The following is a 21307-nucleotide window of genomic DNA, read 5'->3' on the forward strand; positions in this document are numbered from 1 at the left end:
TATACAAAAAGACTCTAAGACTAATCACACTGTGTGATGTCTTAGAGTCTTTTTACTTGAAAGAAGTAATATTTGATTTAGTCACGACCAAAAATTCTTAAAAATGCAAGGAACAAGTTAATAAAATCAAGATAAAGTTGTAACGCCATAAAGACTGCTACTCCGTTATTTGCTGTGCCGTTTGTTTGAAAGTAGATATTTCTAATATTTTGATTATCATACGCAGTAATCCCTGAGAAGATGATGACCATCAGAATAGAAATGAAGAAATCAACCGGACTACTGTGTAAAATAAATGTGTTTAGTAAGATTGCTAAGATGATTCCGATTAATGCGCTGTATCCTGCACGACCAATACCACTCAAATCTTTTTTTGTAAACATACCAATCGCAGACATTCCAACGAACATAGCAGCTGATGTAACAAAAGCTGCAGTTACTGTTCCTTTCGTATACATAGACAAGGTAACAGCGAGCGTTAATCCGTTAATCAGAGAATAAGCGATAAATCCGCCAATTGCCAGACTTGGATTCTTCTGAGCTTTCATTCCCAATACAAACACCAACGCAATTTCTACAATCCACAAGCCCACAAATCCGAGTGGAAAATTATTGATAAAGCTTGCTACTTGATAATTAAAAACGGTTAGTGAAAGATAAGATACGATTGCACTAATTCCCACACCCATTGCTAAAAATGCATATATTTTAGAGTAAAACTTATTAAGTCCTTGTGCTCTTACTTCTTGATTATTCATATAAATCCTCCTTCGTTTCGTTAAAATCAGCCTCGCTAATAGCAGGTGGCTGAACCATAACAACTGCATCTAATACACGATGATCCTCTGTATTTTGCGCTTCAACAGAAATTGTGACCACATCTTTCATCTTGTCCACCTTAATAACCTCAAATTGAAAGGTTAGTGTTTCGTAATGATAAATTGGTTCAATGAAGTTCACTGAAAAATTTACTACATGGGAACCTGGTCCCGGTAGATGTTTAGATATAGCACTTGTAATAATCCCCATGAGCATCACAGATGGAACAATGGGTTGTTTATATTCTGTTTCTCTTGCATAATCATGCTGAATATATAACGGGTTAGCATCATTAGTTAAACCCAAATATAAAAGCAGCTGATTATCTTCAATTGACTCAGTTAAAGATAACGAATCGCCTTCCTCTATCTCATCAATTGATTTGCCAATTTTTCTCGGCTTGCCTATGTTCAAATTAGAACCCTCCATTTTTTAAACCTCTTCAAAGATAATTGTACCAAAAACCAATGAAAAGGCAAGTTTAGAAACTGGATAATCAAGAAAATTTAAGATTCACTGAGAGATTCTTTTTCGTACTTTATTGTCATGTACGATGAAAATAGATTCTTGAAAATTCGTCACTTAGTCCTAAATTATTAACTAAGTTCGGCGAAATGTCCATTAGCAAGGGCTGCAATCTATGTTATAATTTTTAATGGTGAATAGTTTTATGAAATAGTAATTGAAAGTTCCAATAAATAATAGTCAAAACCTCATAGGAGTTAGATTTAACAGGTAGGAAGTTATTTATTGTGAATACACAGAAAGGACGGCAATATGGCTTTTTATAATAAATTTATTGAGAATGTTAAATTAAGAAGAATTGTTGTTTTATTCCTTGTTTTAGCAGCTCTTTATCTGGTACGTCACATGATAACTATGATTTTTCTTACGTTTATCTTTACTTTTTTAGGTTACAAGTTTGAACAAAAAATCAAAAAATATATAAAAATTCCACCAGTAATACTTACGACCCTTATCTATAGTTTCATTTTAGCAGCAGTTTACTTTGCTTTAACAAGATATGTTCCAGTCTTAGTCAATCAATCGGTGCAGATGGTAACTTCTCTTGTTGATTTCTATGAACAAGAACCCAAAAATGCAGACAGCTTTTTCCGGTTTATTCATAACTCAATGCAGCAGTTTGATATTTTAGATAATTTACAAAATGGTGCTACACTCATTTTATCTTATGTACAAAATTTTGGGAAAATTGCCTTTGCTGTAGTTATGTCATTTATTCTCAGCTTCTTTTTCCTCATCGAGGAACAAAGAACTGTTCAGTTTTCAAGATTATTTTTAAAGGGTGAGTTATCGTGGTTCTTCCAAGATGTTCATTATTTTATGAGAAAATTTGCAGATACATTCGGTGTTGTGATTGAGGCTCAATTTATCATTGCGCTGGTTAATACATTTTTAACTACACTTTCCTTATTTTTCTTGGGATTCACACAACTGCCAAGTTTGGCAATCATGGTCTTTATACTAAGTCTGATTCCAGTGGCTGGAGTCATTATTTCTCTAATTCCACTCTCGTTTATCGCCTATTCTCAAGGAGGCATTCACGATGTGATTATGATTGTAATCATAGTTATTGTGATACATCTAATTGAATCTTACTTATTAAATCCCAAATTAATGTCTAGTAAAACAGAACTTCCTATTTTCTATACATTCGTTATCCTATTATTTAGCGAACATTATTTCGGCGTTTGGGGTCTCGTTATGGGTGTTCCTGTATTTGTGTTTATTTTAGATTTGTTGAAAGTTAAATCAATTTCGCGTGTAAAGAAACTCCCTAAAAAAACTGAATCTTAATAAGTATGAGCTCGTAACAATGCTCTCGTTTTTCTCTGATTCGTAGAAATTAAAAGGAATCTCCAAGTAAACTCACCTAGGGATTCCTTTTTTACGTCTTAATTTTATAGCACGTTTCTTGTTGTGTTACTTAATAATTTTTCATAGGCTTGTTCAAATTTTTGTACATCGCCAGCCCCCATAAAAATCATTACGGCATTTTCATAGTTTAATAAAGGTGATACGTTATCTTCCTTTATGACTTGACCGCCTTTTTGAATTTTTTCACCAAGGTCTTCAATCTTCACATCACCTTTTACTTCCCGAGCGGACCCGAAAATATCACATAGGTAGACTTGATCTGCTAAATCCAGCGCTTCAGCAAATTCATCCATTAAGGCAATTGTACGTGTAAAGGTATGGGGTTGGAAAACCGCAATGATTTCTTTGTCTGGATATTTCTGACGAGCGCCATCAATCGTTGCTTTAATTTCAGCAGGATGGTGTGCATAATCGTCAACAACGGTCATATCAGCTACTTTCTTTTCTGTAAAGCGGCGTTTTACACCAGGGAAGCTGAGCATTTCCTTGGCTACTTCAGTCATTTCTAATTTTTCAAAGTAAGCAACTGCAATCACGCCTAGAGCGTTCATGATGTTATGTTGCCCATATGCCGGTAAGACAAAATGACCCACAAAATCGTCTCCATGATAGACATCAAACGCAGAGCCTTGCGTCGTTCTTTCAATATTACGAGCTTGAATATCATCATTTTCATTGACGCCATAATAATAAATTGGAACATTAGCTTGAAGTTTTCGCAGATAAGGATCATCACCAAAGGCAAAGATTCCTTTCTTTACTTGATTAGCCATCGTCTGAAATGCAGAAAAAACATCATCGATACTTTCATAATAATCAGGATGGTCAAAGTCAATATTTGTCATAATTGCATAGTCAGGTGAATAGGCTAAGAAATGGCGACGATATTCACATGCTTCAAATGAGAAAAATTCTGCATTCGGATCACCATGTCCTGTACCATCTCCAATTAGATAGCTTGTTGGGCGAATACCACTTAACACATGGGATAATAAACCAGTTGTGCTTGTTTTTCCGTGTGAGCCTGTGACAGCAATACTTGTATAGGGTTGAATAAATTGTCCAATAAAATCATGGTAGCGAATCACATCTAAGCCAAGTTCATTGGCACGAACAATTTCTTCATGTGTATCTGGAAAGGCATTTCCGGCAATAATCACCATACCTTCTTTAATGTTCTTTGCATCAAATGGCAAAATAGTAACGTTGGCTTTTTCTAAATCTCTTTGTGTAAAAAAGTATTCTTCAACATCAGAGCCTTGTACATGATACCCTTTTTCGAATAATACAAGTGCAAGTGAGCTCATACCCGAACCTTTAATACCTACAAAATGATACAACTTGTCTTGATTTCCCATTAAAAATCCTCTTCTCTTATTCTATAAAACATACGTTTATTAAAAATCATATATTATTACACGCTCATCATTATCTTATAAAATGGAAAAAATTTCAATCATAAATATCCGACTTATTTGTTCTTACGTAGAATACAAACAATCTGAACCGAAAAATTCATGTGTTCAAGGGGTAAAAGAACTTATAAAAGAGACTCTCTTCTCACGGATAGAGACTCATCTTCTTGTATAAGTAGTTCTTCAAATGCTTTTTGAACATTCGCTGGCAAAGGAATATCTTTCATAAAATTCAGCCCTTTTGTTCCATATCCCCATTCGTTATCCTGCATTCGCTGAAGCTCACCCAAAACCAAGGATTTAAAATAGGCTGTTGACCAGCTGATTTCTAATTCACTTTGTTGAAAAATCGGTCTGCTGGAAAATTCGATAAGTTTGGGGATGAAAGGAACATAATTCTCAAATTTTGTTTCAGTATGCGCCCATTCTTTTTCAAAAGTTGCCCGTGTACGTCGTTGCAAAATAGGATCATTCATTAATAAGACTTCTTCTGGCACGGCCTTCCCAAAAGAAGCAAGAGAAAAGCGAGCATTTTCCCCGGAATTTGTCGAATGCGTTTCAAGAATAAGCTGCGTGTCATTTATTGAAAATTTTGATGACAAATAGTTCGCATTCATTTGCGCTTCACTGAGTTTTTTAGAAAACTTATAGCCGAGTTTTTCATAATTATTTCTCAGCTTTTCTGTAGCATGTCCTACTCCGCCAGATAACACTATCTGTTTGATATGCCCTTCAACAAGAAGGGTCCCTGCATAATTTGTAAGATACGGCAGGCAATTTCCTGCAAGAATTAAAACGTCAGCGGACAGATTCTTTTCTTCCTTCTCTGCTAGGAATGTTAACAACACATTCCATTTTTCAATCGTATTCACTCCGTTCCCTCCTTTTGCACTAGTGGAAACAAAACTATTTATACAAAAAAGCTATCTAAGTTTCATAGAAAAGAGTTTTTTAAAAAAATTTGATTTATTTTAACTCATGGACAGAAAACATTTGTTCGTTTAGCCACTTTAATTTTCCTCTACATCTGCCACAGCCAAATCGTTGTGTATTCAATTTTTTTCTGCGTTTTATTTGTGCCCCGCAGTTTTGACATTCATAGACTTGGTAAAGAACATCAACTAATGGCGGAGCATAACGAGAACCACCAGTGTCTTTTAAAAGTTTTTTGAACGCAGCGTCTTTATGCTGATAGCCTTTTCCTTCCAAATGCAGATGGTAGTGGCACAGCTCGTGTTTAATGACAGCAATTAATTCTTCTTCGCCATATAATTCCCAGATACGTGGATTAAAATCAAGTCCATGTCCTTCTAAATGGTAACGTCCGCCAGTGGTTTTCAATCTTCGGTTAAATGAAGCTTTATGTAAAAAAGGCTTCTTAAAAAAATTAAGAGAAACCTTTTCTACAAGTAGCTGTAATTCTTGATTGGTCATTTTTCTTGATAAGGAGATAGCATCGTTAAGCTGATTCTTCCTTTATTCGTATCAACTTGTTCTACCCATACGGTTACGACATCTCCAACAGCAACAACATCAGTCGGGTGTTTAACAAACGTTTTGCTTAGTTTTGAGATATGAACTAAACCGTCTTGTTTTACGCCAATATCGACAAATGCCCCAAAATCAATCACATTTCGGACAGTTCCTTCTAGCTCCATTCCTGGTTTTAAATCTTCCATTGAAAGAACATCTTTTCTTAATAGCGGAGCAGCCATTTCATCACGCATATCCCTACCTGGTTGTACCAAGCCGGAAATAATATCAGATAAGGTTTCTTTTCCAACGGCTAATTGATCTGCAACGGCTTGTGTATCTAAACGCAGCAAGCTTTCCTTTGAAGAGTCTTCACCTAATTCTTTTTCCTTAAGATTTGCTAGACTAAGTACTTCTTTTGCGATTGGATAGCTTTCAGGGTGAATCCCTGTATTATCTAATATATTTTTTCCATCTGGGATTCGTAAAAAACCAATGGCTTGTTCATAAGCTTTCGGTCCTAATCGTGGAACTTTCTTTAATTGATTTCTTGCCGTAAAAGCACCATTTTCTTCACGATAGGTTACAATATTTTGTGCAGTTGTTTTGTTTAATCCTGAAATATGCTGTAGTAATTGAGGACTTGCCGTGTTTGCATTCACTCCAACTTGGTTTACTGCTGTTTCTACCACAAAATCCAATTGTTCTGCTAAACGTTTTTGAGATACGTCATGTTGATATTGTCCAACGCCAACAGCTTTAGGATCAATTTTTACAAGCTCAGCCAACGGATCCTGCAAACGACGTGCAATACTTACAGCACTTCTTTCCTCTACTTGAAGATGGGGAAATTCCGTACGTGCAATATCACTTGCAGAATAAACCGAAGCACCCGCCTCGTTAACAATCACATAGAAGGCTTCTTGTGCTGTCTGTTTTAATTGTTCAGAAACAAATAATTCAGATTCACGACTAGCCGTTCCATTTCCAATGGCCACCATTTCCACTTTATACGTTTCAATTAGTTTACGAAACGCGGGGGCTGCTGCTGCACGTTTTTCTGCAGATGCTGGTTTATGCGGGTAAATAACTTCGATTGCTAAAACTTTTCCTGTTTCATCCACCACTGCTAACTTACATCCAGTCCGGTAGGCAGGGTCAAAGCCTAAAACAACTTTTCCTTTTAATGGTGATTGGAGTAATAAATTACGCAAATTTTCACCAAAAATAGCAATCGCTTGTTCATCTGCTTTCTCCGTTAACTCATTTCGAATTTCTCGCTCGATCGCTGGGCCAATAAATCGTTTATAGCTATCTTGGTAAGCTTCACGAACAAAAGGAACAGCGGGTGATTCACTATTTTTAATTAGCTGTCTTTCTAAGTAAGTAAAAATTTTCTCTTCTTCCACTACTAATGAGACCTTTAAAATATCCTCTTTTTCTCCACGATTTGTTGCAAGAATTCGATGAGAAACCATTTTATGGATTGGTTCAGAGAATTCATAATACATTTCATAAACTTCTTTTTCATCTTTTTGCTTCTCTTTTACCGTACTACTGTACATTCCTTTATTAAAAGTAAATGAACGAATCCATGTACGGAATTTTGCTTCATCACTAACTTGTTCAGCAATAATTTCGTGGGCTCCTTGAAGAACTTCTTCAGCTGTGTTCACTTCTTTTTCTTCATTAATATAGTGTTTGGCTTCGCCATAGACGTCTGCTTCTTTAGGGAAGGTTAACAACCACAATGCAAAAGGTTCGATGCCGTTTTCTTTCGCAATCGTTGCTTTTGTCCGACGTTTTTGCTTGTATGGACGATACAAATCTTCCACTTGCTGCATCTTTGTTGCTTTTTTTATAGATGCTTCTAACTCAGGTGTCAATTTTTCCTGTTCATCAATTAAACGAACGACTTCTTGTTTTCGTTTTTCCAAGTTTTCTAAATACGCATATCGTTCTTCGATTTGTCGAATTTGAACTTCATCTAAGCTATCTGTCATTTCTTTTCGATAACGAGCGATAAAAGGAACCGTATTTCCTTCACTCAATAAAGTTAATACGGTAGTTAATTGTTTTGGACGAAATTCTGACAACTCTTTTTGAACGAGTTGAATAATTTCCTGATTTAAATTTTCTGCCATTTTTTTCCCTCACTTCTACAATACATACTTGTTTATTCTACCATAAGTTTTCATTGATTGGCATATGGAATATCACATGACTGAAAGAGACTTTCCATTTTTTGTTGTCTATGTTTTTGGGTTGTTGCTGCAAACGACTGCAAGACAAAAAGAGCCGGATTCATAACTAGGATAGTTACTTCCTGCTCTCTTCTTATCTATCTGGCTGCCATGGGCCGTTTAAATTTTGGTATTCAATATCTTGTACAATCCCATTCTCATCAAAAATGACACCATGCACAGACCCGCCAAATACCGCACCGCCATCTATTCCTATTTTGTTATCAGAAAGCCATAAATCGGTAGTTTGCATATCCCCATGAAGCATAGGTGTGATTGTATGGCCGAAAACAATCGTTTTTCCTGTCTTATTTTTTCCTTGGTGAAACGGCTCTCGAATCCATAAAAAATCACGCGGACTCGTTTCATGCCAGTCTTTTTTAGATAAATCGACACCAGCATGAACGAATACATATTGCTGCCACTCATAATATAAAGGACGTTCGACAAGAAAGTCTACCAATTCTTTATAACGGCTTCGTATCATCATTGAGATTTCGGTAGGCGAGTATTCCTCTGTTGCTCCTTTGTGCAGGAGACTCTCAATCGTTTCTTTCCCGCCATTTCTAAGATACATAGGATACCAGTCTTCCGGTGAGACTAAAAATTCGAGGAAGTACTCTTCATGGTTTCCCCTCAAATAGATGGCATCAAATTCTTTTACTAGCTTCATTCCCAATAAAAAAGATTCTTTTGTATGTGCTCCTCGATCGTTTAAGTCACCCATTAAAACGAGCTGATGAAGCGTAGGATCAAAATAAGAAATTACTTGCTTGAATAACTCATACTCTCCGTGAATATCACTAATTGCATAAACATAGGGTTTCATCTTATCCCCTCCTACTTTACTATACGTCAAATGCTAAAAAAATAGCAAGAAAAAAAGAGCCTCAACTCTCTCTCATAATGAGTGATCCGTCAGACTCTTAAAATAGGTTAACTAGGTCAGAAAACAGAAGCGTTTAACTCCTAGAATCAAGCAGGTATGTTCCTCCTTTTCCCAACCTTTATTAATATTTTCCAAGGATGGGACATAGATGGTGATGCCCCACTCTCATTTTTTATAAACGGGTGATGATATAAAAACAAAAACGTCGTTGAATTCTAGTTTCCTTTATTTTTATACCGCTTCGTTCACTTTCAAAGCTTCTAAACGAAGAGCTTTTTCTTCTTCTGAAATACCATGTTTTTCAGTATAACGATTATGCGGATGCGCACTACATTCATACGAACAGCCACCTAAATGAATTGCTTCATTTTCTTCTGAACAGAGAATTTGTCGATTACATTCTGGATTTGCACAGTTTACATAACGTTCACAGGGTGTTCCATCGAACCAGTCACGCCCTACGATTTGTTTATCTACAGAATTAATTTCAACACTAATTCGTTCATCAAACACATACATTTTTCCATCCCAAAGCTCACCACGTACAGCTTCATCTTTGCCATAAGCTGTGATGCCTCCATGAAGTTGTGCAACATCTTTAAAGCCTTCTCGAACAAGCCAGCCAGAGAATTTCTCACAGCGGATACCACCTGTACAATAAGTAACCACTTTTTTATCCATGAACTGTTCTTTATTGTCACGAATCCATTGAGGGAGTTCACGGAAACTTCTGATGTCTGGTCGAATAGCTCCTCTAAAATGCCCTAAATCAAATTCATAGTCGTTTCTTGCATCAATGACCACCGTATCGTCAGCAAGAAGTGCCTCTTTGAAGGCTTCTGGCTCTAAATATTTTCCAGTTAATTCATGAGGATCAATATCATCTTCTAGTTTTAATGAAACAAGCTCTGGTCTTGGACGTACGAACATTTTTTTGAATGCGTGTCCTTCACTGTCGTCCATTTTAAAATATGTATCTTTAAAACGAGGATCATTTAACATAGCATCCATATATTTTTCTGTATCTTCAATAGTCCCAGATAGTGTCCCATTAATTCCTTCGTTTGCGACAAGGATTCTTCCCTTTAAATCTAAGCTTTTACAAAAACGTAGATGCTCTTTTGCAAATGCTTCTGGGTCCTCGATAGTTGTATAGTTATAGTAAAGCAGTACGCGATAATCCATATTTTTTCTTCCTTTCAATCAATATCTCTAATAGTATATGAAAAAATAAAGAAGAAGACTATGTATTAGCTTGTGTAAAAAAGAACAAAAAAGAGCTATTTTTTTATTTGGTAAGATAAATAGTTATAGGATTCTCTCATTAACTCTGCATTTCATAAGAAAAAAGCCGATTCCTCCTCTTCAAAATCATTGAAGAGGAAAAATCCGCCTTTTTTTACTTGTGAAATAGTATATTTGAATCATTATTTTCCTGAAACAGCAAAGTAATTCCCATCATTATCTGCAAAATTAAAAACCATTTCTTCTCCAAGTTTCACTAAATCTCCCAACGTAACTCCCAGTTCCTGCATCTTTTTATACAAAGACACAATATCGTCACTAGAAAACATAATCGATGGAGAATTCAAAGCAACCTCAGGAGAATGCTTCTCAATAAAGGTTCGATCATATAAAACTAAACGACTTTCAGCTGTCGCAGATAGGCCAATTTCTACAATTAGCGTGCCATCCATCTCTTGTCTTTCAAATTCATGAAAGCCTACTGATTGCCAAAAAGCGGCAGATTCCTCTACATTATCAACATATAGCATAATTTTTATTTGATTAGTAAACATCGTCTCACTCCTAAATTAAATAATCCGTTTCTTGCTCAGTGTACCAAAAGATAAGCACTTATGCTAGAAATTGCTTTACAAAAAAAGACAAGGCTGGTTAGACCTTGTCAATAGAGAGTTGCATGTTTCTTTATAAATTATTATGCTTGTACATCAATAAGCTTTGTACTGTCATTGAGCGTATCTCGATCAAGCTCTTTAATGTGGCTACTTGTTACTACACCTGCTAGCATACTATCGCTAACATTTACAGCTGTTCTAGCCATATCAATTAAAGGTTCAACTGAAATAACAAGTCCAACAATGGCAACAGGCAGATTCATTGAACCTAAAACAATTAATGAAGCAAATGTTGCGCCACCGCCAACTCCAGCCACACCAAATGAACTAATCGTTACAACTGCAACAAGCATTAGAATGAATTCCAAACTGAACACATTAATACCGACAGTTGGTGCGACAATCGTTGCTAACATTGCAGGATAAACACCAGCACAACCGTTTTGACCAATTGATAAGCCAAAGCTTCCAGCAAAGTTTGCTGTTGCTTCATCTACTCCTAATGCCTTTGTTTGTGTTTCAATATTTAAAGGTAATGCACCCGCACTTGAACGTGAGGTAAATGCAAAACTTAATACAGGGAAAGCTTTTTTGAAATACGTGATAGGACTAACTTTTACAGAGACAAGAACAAGTGAATGAACCACAAGTACAAGAATTAATGCTACATATGAAGCAAGAACAAATTTCCCTAAGTTGACAATTGCTGCAAAATCACTAGTTGCCATAACATTGGTCATTAGGGCTAAAACACCGTATGGAGTTAAACGTAAGACTAACGTCACGATTCTCATTGTAAGTTTATACAAGCTATCAATCAAATTTGCAAAAAATTCTGCTTCTTTTGGTGTTTTTCTTTTTATTCCTAAATAAGCTACACCAACGAATGCTGCAAAAATTACGACACCAATTGTACTTGTTGCACGTGTTCCAGCAAAATCAGCAAATACATTTCTTGGAATAAATGAAAGTATTTGTTGTGGAATGGATAAGTTTTCTACGGTTTCTTGTCGAGTGGCTAATTCAGCAATACGTGCAGTTTCAGCTGAACCTTCAGTGAATTTTGCTCCTTGTAAACCAAACAATAAAGTGGTTCCTATACCAATTAAAGCAGCAACTGCCGTTGTGCCTAATAAGGTTGCTAATACAGAGGCACTAATCTTTCCTAATTTTTCTGAAACCTTCATTTTAGTAAAGGCACCTACGATAGAAACAAAAACAAGTGGCATAATTAACATTTGTAAGAAGGCAACATAGCCATTTCCTACGACGCTAATCCAGTCCATTGCTTGCACAGTGGTCTTACTTTGTGCCCCTAAAATCAGTTGGATTAATAATCCAAAAATAATACCTACGCCTAATGCAGAAAATACTCGAGTTGAGAATTTTGCATGACGCTTTTGTAGCTGATAAAAGCCGTAAACAAGTACCGCAAAAATCAGAACCACTAAAACAGTGATGAGTGTTGTCATTTCATTTCCTCCTTTAAAATTTTTATGAATGACAAGTCCATCATAGGAAGTAAAGGTTCCTCAGTGACCATTCTTCAACAGTTCACTTAAAAAATTCACATTTGAATTCTTTATGACTCCCCTATTTTACTTTAAATAAGTAAAATAGGGGAACTTTTTGCCTACCTCTATTATATGAATCTATCCAGTGTGATAGTTTTAAACTATCACAAAAACTTTCCGCTTATCTTTGCCTAGAAGAACAACACAAAAAAGTCTGAAATACAGCTACTTTCGCTGTGTTTCAGACTCTTAGAATCATGAGAAGTTAGAACGAACGCTACTATTTTAAACCTCTCTCAATCGCTTATTCAATTTTTTAGTGAAAACAACTTATTCCGCATTTTTCTGTGATTGGAAATTCAGCTCCACACCCGGCTGGTCTAAAGCAATTTCGGTCACCTCATAGGTCATTCGTTTTACGATATCAAATAGCGGACTCACTAGTTCATCAACTTCTTCTTGTGTTAAGTCTTCTTGTTTATCAATCTTTTGGTTCACAAAATGATTAACCTGGCTAACCGAACCAGAAATAATAAATTCTTCAAAGACAATTTTAAATTCTAACCGTACACCAATGATACTGTTTTCCTTTGGATACTCAGGATCACTCGTTGTTAAAGGGGCAAATCCAACCTTTAATTCTGTTTCAGCTTCTACCTCAGGCTCTCGTTTGTCATAGTGAAAAGCTTCGACTATTTCTTTGTGTCGTTTTAATTCCACAAAAATCACACTCCTTCTTAAAAAATTATAGCACAATTATTTTAGAAACAATTACTTTTTCGCGTATTTTCATCTATAAAAATAAATTAAGAGTTTTCTTCTCAAACAAGCTTAATAAGGCTAACAGAAAAGAATTATTCTCGGACTTTTTGGCGCATCAAGTAGTCTCGACCTAAAAAAACTGTAGACAGTATCCGTAAAAGGACGTTTTCTACAGTTTATTCTATAGACAAATTGTTTAGTTATTTAATTAATGGCAAAATATCCCGCAAATTATGCACTACATAGGTGGAATCTATCTCGCCTAAAAAGTGGTCAATGTCAAACAGACACGTAGCAACTCTTGCATTGCTTCCCGCATCAATATCCAATTTACGATCACCGATCATAAGGGTTTCTTCATGTTTCAGCTGATGTTTGTTTATTAAATAATTCAATGAAGTTGGATTAGGTTTTCTCGGGAAATCCATATCTAAACCTACCACTTCTTCGATAAACGTATCCAAGTTATCTTGTTTCAATAGTGCCCATGTAGAGTTTGTTCTTCGATGGGTAAGAATATAATTTTTTCCACCAGATTTCACGATAGCTTCCAATACTTCCTTGGCCTCTTTAAAAGGTGGAGAAGTACGGCTATCCGAATCTTCATAGGAATGAAATTTTGGTGAAAATTGTTCGTCGGTAAGAGAGTAGGTTTCTCTTAATTCTTTTGTTGAACGTTGTTTCATGACTCTATAAATCATTTTCTTATCAGCTGTAATTCCATACCCTGATAAGGTACGTTCCACTGCATCCACCATTACCGGATAAGTATCATACAGCGTTCCGTCAAAATCCCAAATAAATGCCTTTAACACAAAATGCCCCCTAATTTTTAAACGAGTGTATAGGTGCGGGTATCCGACCTCCTCGTAAAATAAATTCTTTAGATCCATAGTCGTTGACCTTCATTACAGGTGCACGACCAAGGAGCCCTCCAAATTCTATCATATCTCCTACCTTTGTGTCTTTAGCTGGAATAATTCTCACTGCAGTTGTTTTATGGTTAATCACGCCAATAGCTGCTTCATCAGCAATCATTGCTGCAATGGTTTCGGCGGGGGTTTCACCTGGGATTGCAATCATATCTAGTCCAACAGAACAAATCGCAGTCATCGCTTCTAATTTTTCTAAGTTTAGTGCGCCGTTGTTCACAGCTTCAATCATTCCTGCATCTTCGGAGACTGGGATAAAGGCACCAGATAATCCGCCTACGTGATTACATGCCATGACTCCGCCTTTTTTTACCGCATCATTTAACAAAGCGAGCGCGGCAGTTGTTCCATGTGTACCAACAGATTCTAGTCCCATTTCTTCTAAAATATAGGCAACACTGTCTCCTACTGCCGGCGTAGGTGCCAATGATAAGTCAACAATTCCAAAAGGGACATTTAATCGTTCAGAGGCAATTCTACCAACCATTTGTCCCATTCGCGTAATTTTAAAAGCAGTCTGCTTCACTACCTCTGAGACAACATCAAAAGGTTCGCCCTTTACTTTTTCTAAGGCACGCTTGACCACACCTGGTCCACTCACTCCCACATTAATCACGCAATCTGCTTCTCCTACGCCGTGAAAAGCACCAGCCATGAAAGGATTATCTTCCACTGCATTTGCAAAAACGACGAGCTTTGCACAGCCCATGTCTGAATGTTCTGCAGTTTCTTTAATTATTTTCCCCATATGTCCGACTGCATCCATATTAATTCCTGAACGAGTGGAACCGATATTCACTGATGAACAAACGAAATTTGTTTCAGCTAATGCACGGGGAATAGAATTAATCAGAATTTCATCACCGTGCTGATAGCCCTTCTCCACTAATGCACTAAATCCGCCAATAAAGTTGACTCCTACAGTTTGTGCAGCCTTATCCAAAGTTTTTGCATACATGACATAATCTGTTTCTCCACTTGCTGCAGCTATTAGAGAAATAGGCGTTACTGAGATTCGTTTATTAATAATAGGAATCCCATATTCCGCTTCAATTTGTTCCCCGACGGTAACTAAATTTTTTGCTAAACGTGTAATTTTGTCATAAATTTTTTGACAAGCGACTTCGCTATTACTGTCAATACAGTCTAAAAGTGAAATACCCATCGTAATTGTTCGAATGTCCAGATGCTCTTCTTCAATCATTCGAATGGTTTCTAAGATTTGATTGGTTTCCATGATTTTCCCTCCGAATTATAATTTGTGCATCGTATTGAAAATTTCTTCATTTTGAATATGGATAGTTACACCTAGAGACTGCCCTAGTACATTCAATTTTTCACGAATTTCTTCAAATGAAACCGTTGATTTTTCTAATGAGAGAACCATCATCATTGTAAAATAGTTATCCATAATTGTTTGGGAAACATCTAAAATATTTAGATTAAGAGCGGCTAGTTCTTGACTTACACCAGCAATGATTCCTACCTTATCTTTTCCTACCACAGTTAATATGCCACGCATCTATCTTCCTCCTCTAATGTTTTTCTCATTATAGCACAAAAAAAGTTCACCTTTGAAAAAATAGTGAACAAATAGAGAGGAAAATAGTTGAATGTTCGTTTTTTAAAATAAAAACATTTGCAAAAATGAAAAAATGAAGCGTATGCAGATACTTAACAGAATGGAATTAAATACGACAATTGATTTATTTTCAAAAAAATGGTCGACTAAAAGAATGATCCCGTAAGTTAGAAGAAGGCGAATGTATCCGATAAAATGAATTTCTTCTGTAAATAAATCAAAAAATACATTTATCACTAGTAAAAAAAGAATAGACTGAAACGAAAATTTTAGGGCATAAAAGAAAAAATCATTCTTAGGCTTTCGTATACTTAAAAATAAATATATATCCCATAAAGGTTTTAAAAAACTAATAATGATAAGAATTTCAACGATGGACAACAAGACACTGACGAGGATGACTAATGGAAATCCGGTTGCAAAGGTATATCGCTCCTTCCAAAGCAGCTCAGAAGCATCACGATGAGTGAGTGCTAATAAAGCGTACAAAACCAAATATAGGGTGCAATTAGTTAATTTTTCTAGCTTGATTGTAATCGACCTTCTTCTAAAGAATAGTATTCGTCAAACTGTAAATCTGCTAAATTATCATGTGATGCGATGATAATTGTTTTTGACTCTTCAATCAATTCACCAATTATTTTATTGAATTCAGCTAACGCTTCTTTGTCTAATCCGCGAGTAGGCTCATCTAATAAAATCACATTTTGATTTTCCATAATTGCTTGAATAATTCCGACTTTTTGGCGCATCCCTAACGAATATTTACTTAGTTTAAGCTTATTATCGTAATCAAGACCTAAACGTGAAACTAAATTGATTACTCTTTCTTCATTGAATTGTTTTTTTATTTTACCAAGAAATGAGAGATTCGCTTTTATTGAGCGATCTTCAATAAAACTAGGATTCTCTATTAATGCGCCTAAATTTACATCGTCAGAGAGAAAAACAGTTCCCGAGTCTGGTTCAATAATCTGACAAATAATCTTGAAAATAGTAGATTTTCCGGAGCCATTTCCACCTACAATGTGAATCAACTTTCCTGATTCTGCTTGAAAATCTATTTGGTTTAAAATAAGTCGTTGATTAAATGTTTTGCTAATAGATGATAGCTGTATATTCATAGGACTTCTTCCTCCATTCATAAATAATACGTAGTTAAAATAGCTAAACAATAGCCATAATGAAATATAAAAATAAGAAAAATACTGCATAAAACTGTGTAAATTGATTTGATGTGCCAATTGGCTAAATTGAGAATAAAAAGTAAAAAAAAGATGACACAGCAATAGAAGATAATTGCCCAAACTGCGATGGAGAATTTTTCTTTTATAAGAATCTCCCCAAAAGAAAAAGCAATGAATAGTTGCGAGGTTAAATAAAGGATTCCCATGATTAAAGTCGTTGCATATTGAGTGAATATAAATTTTGTATACCCTAATCGTATGATTAAATCATCTCGAATGTGTAGATTTCGAGAAATTTTTAAAGAACAAATAATCAGAAAAGAAACCGCAGATAAATAAGTTGTAATATTTGCATACAACACTTGATAGATGACATCTTTTTCAACATGACCACTGACAATAAAGCTCATTCCAGATAAAATAGAGTAGAAATAGAAATGAAGATTTTCTTTACTTTTAAGAATATAACTCATTTTCTTCCTCCCCTCCTAGTGCCCATTTCTTTTATCTAAGTACATTCGAAGTGAAAAAAGACCTGCACATAGAATACCGTACAAGAAAAAAGAAAGAATGAAGACAACTCCTCCATTGAATGTAGGCGCATAGGCACCTATTGGCTGGAGTCCCGGGGTAATAATGGCATTTAAGGAGACAACATGTGCAAGAAAGCTACTGCTATTAGGAGAAAAGGGCAAAAAAATACCGGAAATCAGGATGGCGGTTAGTCCTACCACAAGACCTGACGGCAAATAAGCAACATAATTTTTTAGAAACATTCCCACAATTAAAACAAGCGAGGAAAAAATAGTTTGTCCTAGACAAGAAAGAATGAGAAATGCAGCAAGATTCCAAAAACCATCCTTAAAAATATAATAGTGCTGATTCGTTAGAAAAAAACTAACTTTAGTGAAATGAAACGGTGCATAAAAAAGAGTGATTAAGACTATTCTTAAGAGTTGAACAGATAAAAAATAGATAAAAACAATTCCTGCATTCGTCTTTAACACCCGAAACCAGTATACTTTGAGTCCACCAGACCGGGTAATTAGTTGATAATCAAAATGATTCACTCGTGCTTTAATTGCTTGGCTTGAATAGACAAGAGGGGTTAATAAAAACCACAAAAAATAGCAAATCGTCCCAATAATCGTAAATGACGCCCCATTATTTGCTTCATAAAATAAAGAAAGCCCCCCTTCGCCACCTGATGCAACAGGTGCAGCATAGCGAATTAAGAAATAACTTTCTATTAAACAAAGAATTCCACCTAGTAACCACATAAGAATTAGTTTTGGCTTTGAGAATAGAATCATAAAATCAACCTCCATGAAAGAAACAAGTGATAGCAACCATTTACAGTTGAATTATATCAATTGCAGTTTAAGGGAATTGATTAATTAAAAATATTTAATTTGATATTTTTTTGATAAAATAAATTATTCTTTTTTGTGAATGTGCTATTCAATTTATAGACATTTTTATTTATATTAATCCAGATGTGTTCTTTATTTTTTTTAAAGTCATTATCACAATAGTTTTTATTTTCTTTATTTTTTTATTAAAAAAGGATGATAATCTGTTTTGGGGGTAAAAGAAAAAGATGAGGGCGGACATAACTGTCTAAGTTATGTCCGCCCTCGTAAGATATTAATAAAGGTTAGGAACAGAAGCAACTCCTCTTCACTACGTGTTGAAGAGGAGTAATCTCCCCTTTCTTTCACTCTCATCAATCGCTAAGTAAAAATCGAGGATTTTATACCTTCCTAGTTTTTAGAGCTAACAGCTCCTACCCCGTTCTTCTTTTTACACTGCTTAGCCAGCCTAATTAATACGAGTGGCTTACACTTTTTGTTCAAATTTCTGATGACACTTAGAGCAGGTCACTCGAATAGTTCCTTTTCCTTTTGGCGCACGGAGTTTTTGTTGACAATTTGGACAACTGAAAAAAATATAGGTTTGCTGATTAGAAGTTGTCTGTTTCTTTCTGCTAAAGAAATGTTTCATTTTTTCTATATTTCTTATATATGTTTGATTTTCATTACTTCTGGGATAGATTTTTTTCGAGAAAAACCGTCCGTAAAGTAATAAAAACAGGAATAAAGCAAGTATTCTTCCTAATTGAAATGGAAGCCACGGATTTAGCAGTATCCCGATTAATGCAATGACCAACAAAGTTTTATTTAACTGGTCAAACCGTCCGTATCGCCCGCGCATAAAATTTTGAATGGATGCGTACCATTTTAGTAGTCGTTGAAGCCAAACTGTTTTCATTCGTGAATTCCTTTCTTCTTTTCTTTAGTATAGCAGGTATCTATGAATCTTTTGCAAGGTTTTTTAGTAACTCCTTATTTAGTACACTATCGGTCATGAGTACTTTTTCTTTTCCATTTTGTGTTTGAACTTCATAAGTATCTGGTAAAGGGATAACTAATTTTGTTGAGGGTGCCTCTTGAAGACTTGAATAATTTTTAAGCAAGGCGAAAAACTGGCTGTTATTTAAATTAGTTTCACTTACTTTTGATAATAAATTTAAGTATTGCGGTACCTTGAAGATATTTTGCTTTTTTCCAACTGTTTTTACAATAGACTTCAAGAGCGCTCTTTGGCGATGAAAAACAGAAAACTCTCCATTTTCATCCACTCGGTAGCTCATTTTTTCTTGGAGTTCTGTTGGCGATAAGATTTCTCCGTTAAATTGGATTCCTTCAGGGATAATTTTTTCAACAGCCCAAGTTAGATCTTCCAATTTAAATCGGATATATCCATCTAAGTGCCACTGGAATTCTTCCTCAAAAAACGTCCGAATCCCTGATACACCTTGTGTTTCATAAATCGTACCCAGTGATGAGTGCTCTGTGACAAACTCAGGAGAAAATTGAACCAAGGTCTTCTTTGAATCAATCTTACTGTATAAAAAGCTACTGCGCGCACGTATTTCTTCTTCAATTATAACAAGAATTTCCATCCTGACCGACTCCTTTCATGATGTATTAAAAATAACACATTCTGCAATAGAATGTGCTATTTTTTCTTCTTTTTAGGAAATTTTTACTGCAAAAGCTTCATAGGGCTCCAATTCACATTGATATAGCGTTGTTCTGGGTAATAAATTCCCAATTATCCATGTATCTATTTTATCCTCACTTGTAAATGATTGTTTTTCTTCAGATATGTTGGTTACAATTAACCAAACTTCATCTTTGTATATTCTCTTATAGGCAAAAACATTTTCGACTGTTTCTATAAGTTGAAAGTCACCCCAAACCACCACTTCCTGTTGATGTCGAAGTTGAATAAGCTTTTGATACGTATAAAAGATAGACTGTTTATCTTCCAGTGCACGTTTCACATTGATTTGTTTATAGTTTGAATGAACAGGTAGCCAGGGGGTCCCTGTCGTAAAACCTGCTTGTGGGGAGTCATCCCATTGCATAGGTGTACGAGCATTATCTCGACCTTTTGTGTTAATAGAATGAAGTATCTCTTCTTTGGCAATTCCCTTTTCTAGACGCTCCCAATACATATTTTTGCTTTCAATATCATTTACTTCTTCAATAGAAGAAACAGGATGATTAGTCATGCCGATTTCTTCTCCCTGATAGATATAAGGGGTTCCTTTCATTAAATGCAATAAAATTGCAAAGAGTTTACCACTTCGTTCTCTGTAGATTGAATCATTTCCCCAGCGAGAAATAATTCTTGGTAAATCATGGTTATTCCAAAATAAACTGTTCCAGCCTTCATCGCCCAAACTTGTCTGCCATTTTGTAAAAACCTCTTTTAGTGCACTGATTTCTAGTGGTCGCAAATCCCACTTTTCTTTTCCAGGCTGCTCATCTAATCCTATATGTTCAAATTGGAAAACCATTGATAATTCATTTCTAGAAGGATTGGAATAAAGTTTCGCTATTTCAGGTGTTGCCCCCCATGTTTCACCAACTGTCATGACATCTTTATTTCCAAATGTTGCTTGGTTCATCTCTTTTAAATAGTCATGAAGCTTAGGACCATTTCCTGTTACGAGTTGGTCTGGTTGTTTCCCAATTAAATCAATCACATCCATACGGAAACCACCGATACCTTTATCAAGCCAGAAATTCATCATTTTATAAATTTCTTTTCGAACGGCTTGGTTTTCCCAATTAAGATCTGGTTGTTTTTTTCCAAATAAGTGAAGATAATACTGCCCTGTTTCTTCATCTAATGTCCATGCACTGCCACTAAATGTTGAACGCAACTCATTAGGAGCTTGATTATTTACTGCTTCACGCCATATATAATAGTCCCGATAAACACTATCTTTTGATTTTTTTGCTTCAATAAACCATGCATGTTCATCGGAAGTATGATTAACTACCAAATCCATCACGATTTTAATATTTCTTTTCTGAGCTTCTTCAATAAGCTGCTCCATTTCTTCCATTGTACCGAACTCTGCCATAATCTCTTCATAATTACTGATATCATAGCCATTATCATCATTAGGAGACTCATAAACTGGAGATAACCAGATACCATCAATTCCTAAATTTTGTAAATAATCCAAACGTTGAATGATGCCATTAATATCTCCGATTCCATCTTGATTGCTATCTTGAAAGCTTCTTGGATAAATTTGATACATCACCGCTTGATGCCACCATTTTTTCTTCATTATGTTCCTCTCCTTCTTCTCAATTTTATTTTATCATAGAAAATGGAACGCTTTCTTTTGTTAACGGTAACAGAATTTG

The 21307-nt window shown here is 35.5% G+C and carries 21 protein-coding genes; 1 reads left to right on the forward strand and 20 read right to left on the reverse strand.

The window, feature by feature from the left end; all coding sequences use genetic code 11:
* Nucleotides 1–77: 77 nt before the first annotated feature.
* On the reverse strand, nt 78–758 hold the full coding sequence (locus I589_RS10195; RefSeq protein ID WP_010767520.1) for a Bax inhibitor-1/YccA family protein: 681 nt from the start codon (nt 756–758) through the stop codon (nt 78–80).
* Nucleotides 751–1233: a MaoC family dehydratase gene (locus tag I589_RS10200; protein ID WP_034685123.1), complete on the reverse strand. Its 483-nt coding sequence runs from the start codon at nt 1231–1233 to the stop codon at nt 751–753. Before I589_RS10200 ends, I589_RS10195 begins: the two co-directional genes overlap by 8 nt.
* Before the next feature lie 363 nt (nt 1234–1596).
* Here I589_RS10200 and I589_RS10205 point away from each other — a divergent pair, with 363 nt between their 5' ends.
* Nucleotides 1597–2637 (forward strand): AI-2E family transporter, encoded by a 1041-nt coding sequence (locus tag I589_RS10205; RefSeq protein WP_010767518.1) that lies wholly within the window; start codon nt 1597–1599, stop codon nt 2635–2637.
* Nucleotides 2638–2741: 104 nt separating this feature from the next.
* Here I589_RS10205 and murC read toward each other — a convergent pair whose 3' ends face one another.
* The 18 genes from murC to I589_RS10295 form a co-directional block, all read right to left on the reverse strand.
* Nucleotides 2742–4076, reverse strand: coding sequence for a UDP-N-acetylmuramate--L-alanine ligase (murC, locus tag I589_RS10210; protein ID WP_010767517.1), 1335 nt, complete (start codon nt 4074–4076; stop codon nt 2742–2744).
* Between the two features lie 182 nt (nt 4077–4258).
* Complete coding sequence (locus tag I589_RS10215; protein WP_010767516.1) at nt 4259–5005, reverse strand: YdcF family protein; 747 nt, start codon at nt 5003–5005, stop codon at nt 4259–4261.
* Nucleotides 5006–5099: 94 nt separating this feature from the next.
* Entirely contained in the window at nt 5100–5567 is a 468-nt protein-coding gene (locus tag I589_RS10220) for a SprT family protein (protein ID WP_010767515.1), read from the reverse strand.
* On the reverse strand, nt 5564–7750 hold the full coding sequence (locus I589_RS10225; RefSeq protein ID WP_010767514.1) for a Tex family protein: 2187 nt from the start codon (nt 7748–7750) through the stop codon (nt 5564–5566). The genes I589_RS10220 and I589_RS10225 overlap by 4 nt, the downstream gene beginning before the upstream one ends.
* A gap of 193 nt (nt 7751–7943) precedes the next feature.
* Entirely contained in the window at nt 7944–8678 is a 735-nt protein-coding gene (locus tag I589_RS10230; RefSeq protein ID WP_010767513.1) for a metallophosphoesterase, read from the reverse strand.
* Nucleotides 8679–8969: 291 nt separating this feature from the next.
* Nucleotides 8970–9923, reverse strand: a complete 954-nt coding sequence (trhO, locus tag I589_RS10235) for an oxygen-dependent tRNA uridine(34) hydroxylase TrhO (RefSeq protein WP_010767512.1) — start codon at nt 9921–9923, stop codon at nt 8970–8972.
* 242 nt (nt 9924–10165) lie between these two features.
* Nucleotides 10166–10537, reverse strand: a complete 372-nt coding sequence (locus tag I589_RS10240) for a VOC family protein (protein WP_010767511.1) — start codon at nt 10535–10537, stop codon at nt 10166–10168.
* A gap of 140 nt (nt 10538–10677) precedes the next feature.
* Entirely contained in the window at nt 10678–12069 is a 1392-nt protein-coding gene (locus tag I589_RS10245; protein WP_010767510.1) for an L-cystine transporter, read from the reverse strand.
* 372 nt (nt 12070–12441) lie between these two features.
* Entirely contained in the window at nt 12442–12831 is a 390-nt protein-coding gene (locus I589_RS10250) for a DUF1149 family protein (protein ID WP_010767509.1), read from the reverse strand.
* Between the two features lie 242 nt (nt 12832–13073).
* Entirely contained in the window at nt 13074–13688 is a 615-nt protein-coding gene (locus I589_RS10255) for an HAD-IA family hydrolase (protein WP_010767508.1), read from the reverse strand.
* Nucleotides 13689–13698: 10 nt separating this feature from the next.
* On the reverse strand, nt 13699–15042 hold the full coding sequence (locus I589_RS10260; RefSeq protein ID WP_010767507.1) for a PFL family protein: 1344 nt from the start codon (nt 15040–15042) through the stop codon (nt 13699–13701).
* A 15-nt stretch (nt 15043–15057) separates the two neighbouring features.
* Nucleotides 15058–15327 (reverse strand): ACT domain-containing protein, encoded by a 270-nt coding sequence (locus I589_RS10265; RefSeq protein WP_010767506.1) that lies wholly within the window; start codon nt 15325–15327, stop codon nt 15058–15060.
* A 581-nt stretch (nt 15328–15908) separates the two neighbouring features.
* On the reverse strand, nt 15909–16511 hold the full coding sequence (locus tag I589_RS10270) for an ATP-binding cassette domain-containing protein (protein ID WP_010767505.1): 603 nt from the start codon (nt 16509–16511) through the stop codon (nt 15909–15911).
* A 17-nt stretch (nt 16512–16528) separates the two neighbouring features.
* Complete coding sequence (locus I589_RS10275) at nt 16529–17047, reverse strand: hypothetical protein (protein ID WP_010767504.1); 519 nt, start codon at nt 17045–17047, stop codon at nt 16529–16531.
* A 15-nt stretch (nt 17048–17062) separates the two neighbouring features.
* On the reverse strand, nt 17063–17887 hold the full coding sequence (locus I589_RS10280) for a hypothetical protein (RefSeq protein ID WP_010767503.1): 825 nt from the start codon (nt 17885–17887) through the stop codon (nt 17063–17065).
* Nucleotides 17888–18413: 526 nt separating this feature from the next.
* Nucleotides 18414–18845, reverse strand: coding sequence for a zinc ribbon domain-containing protein (locus I589_RS10285; protein WP_010767502.1), 432 nt, complete (start codon nt 18843–18845; stop codon nt 18414–18416).
* A 40-nt stretch (nt 18846–18885) separates the two neighbouring features.
* Nucleotides 18886–19539: an LCP family protein gene (locus I589_RS10290; RefSeq protein WP_010767501.1), complete on the reverse strand. Its 654-nt coding sequence runs from the start codon at nt 19537–19539 to the stop codon at nt 18886–18888.
* Nucleotides 19540–19611: 72 nt separating this feature from the next.
* The gene (locus I589_RS10295) at nt 19612–21228 is read right to left on the reverse strand and encodes a glycoside hydrolase family 13 protein (RefSeq protein WP_010767500.1); all 1617 of its coding nucleotides are present in this window, start codon (nt 21226–21228) and stop codon (nt 19612–19614) included.
* Between the last annotated feature and the right edge of the window lie 79 nt (nt 21229–21307).

The sequence above is a fragment of the Enterococcus phoeniculicola ATCC BAA-412 genome (assembly GCF_000407505.1).
Taxonomy (GTDB): domain Bacteria; phylum Bacillota; class Bacilli; order Lactobacillales; family Enterococcaceae; genus Enterococcus_K; species Enterococcus_K phoeniculicola.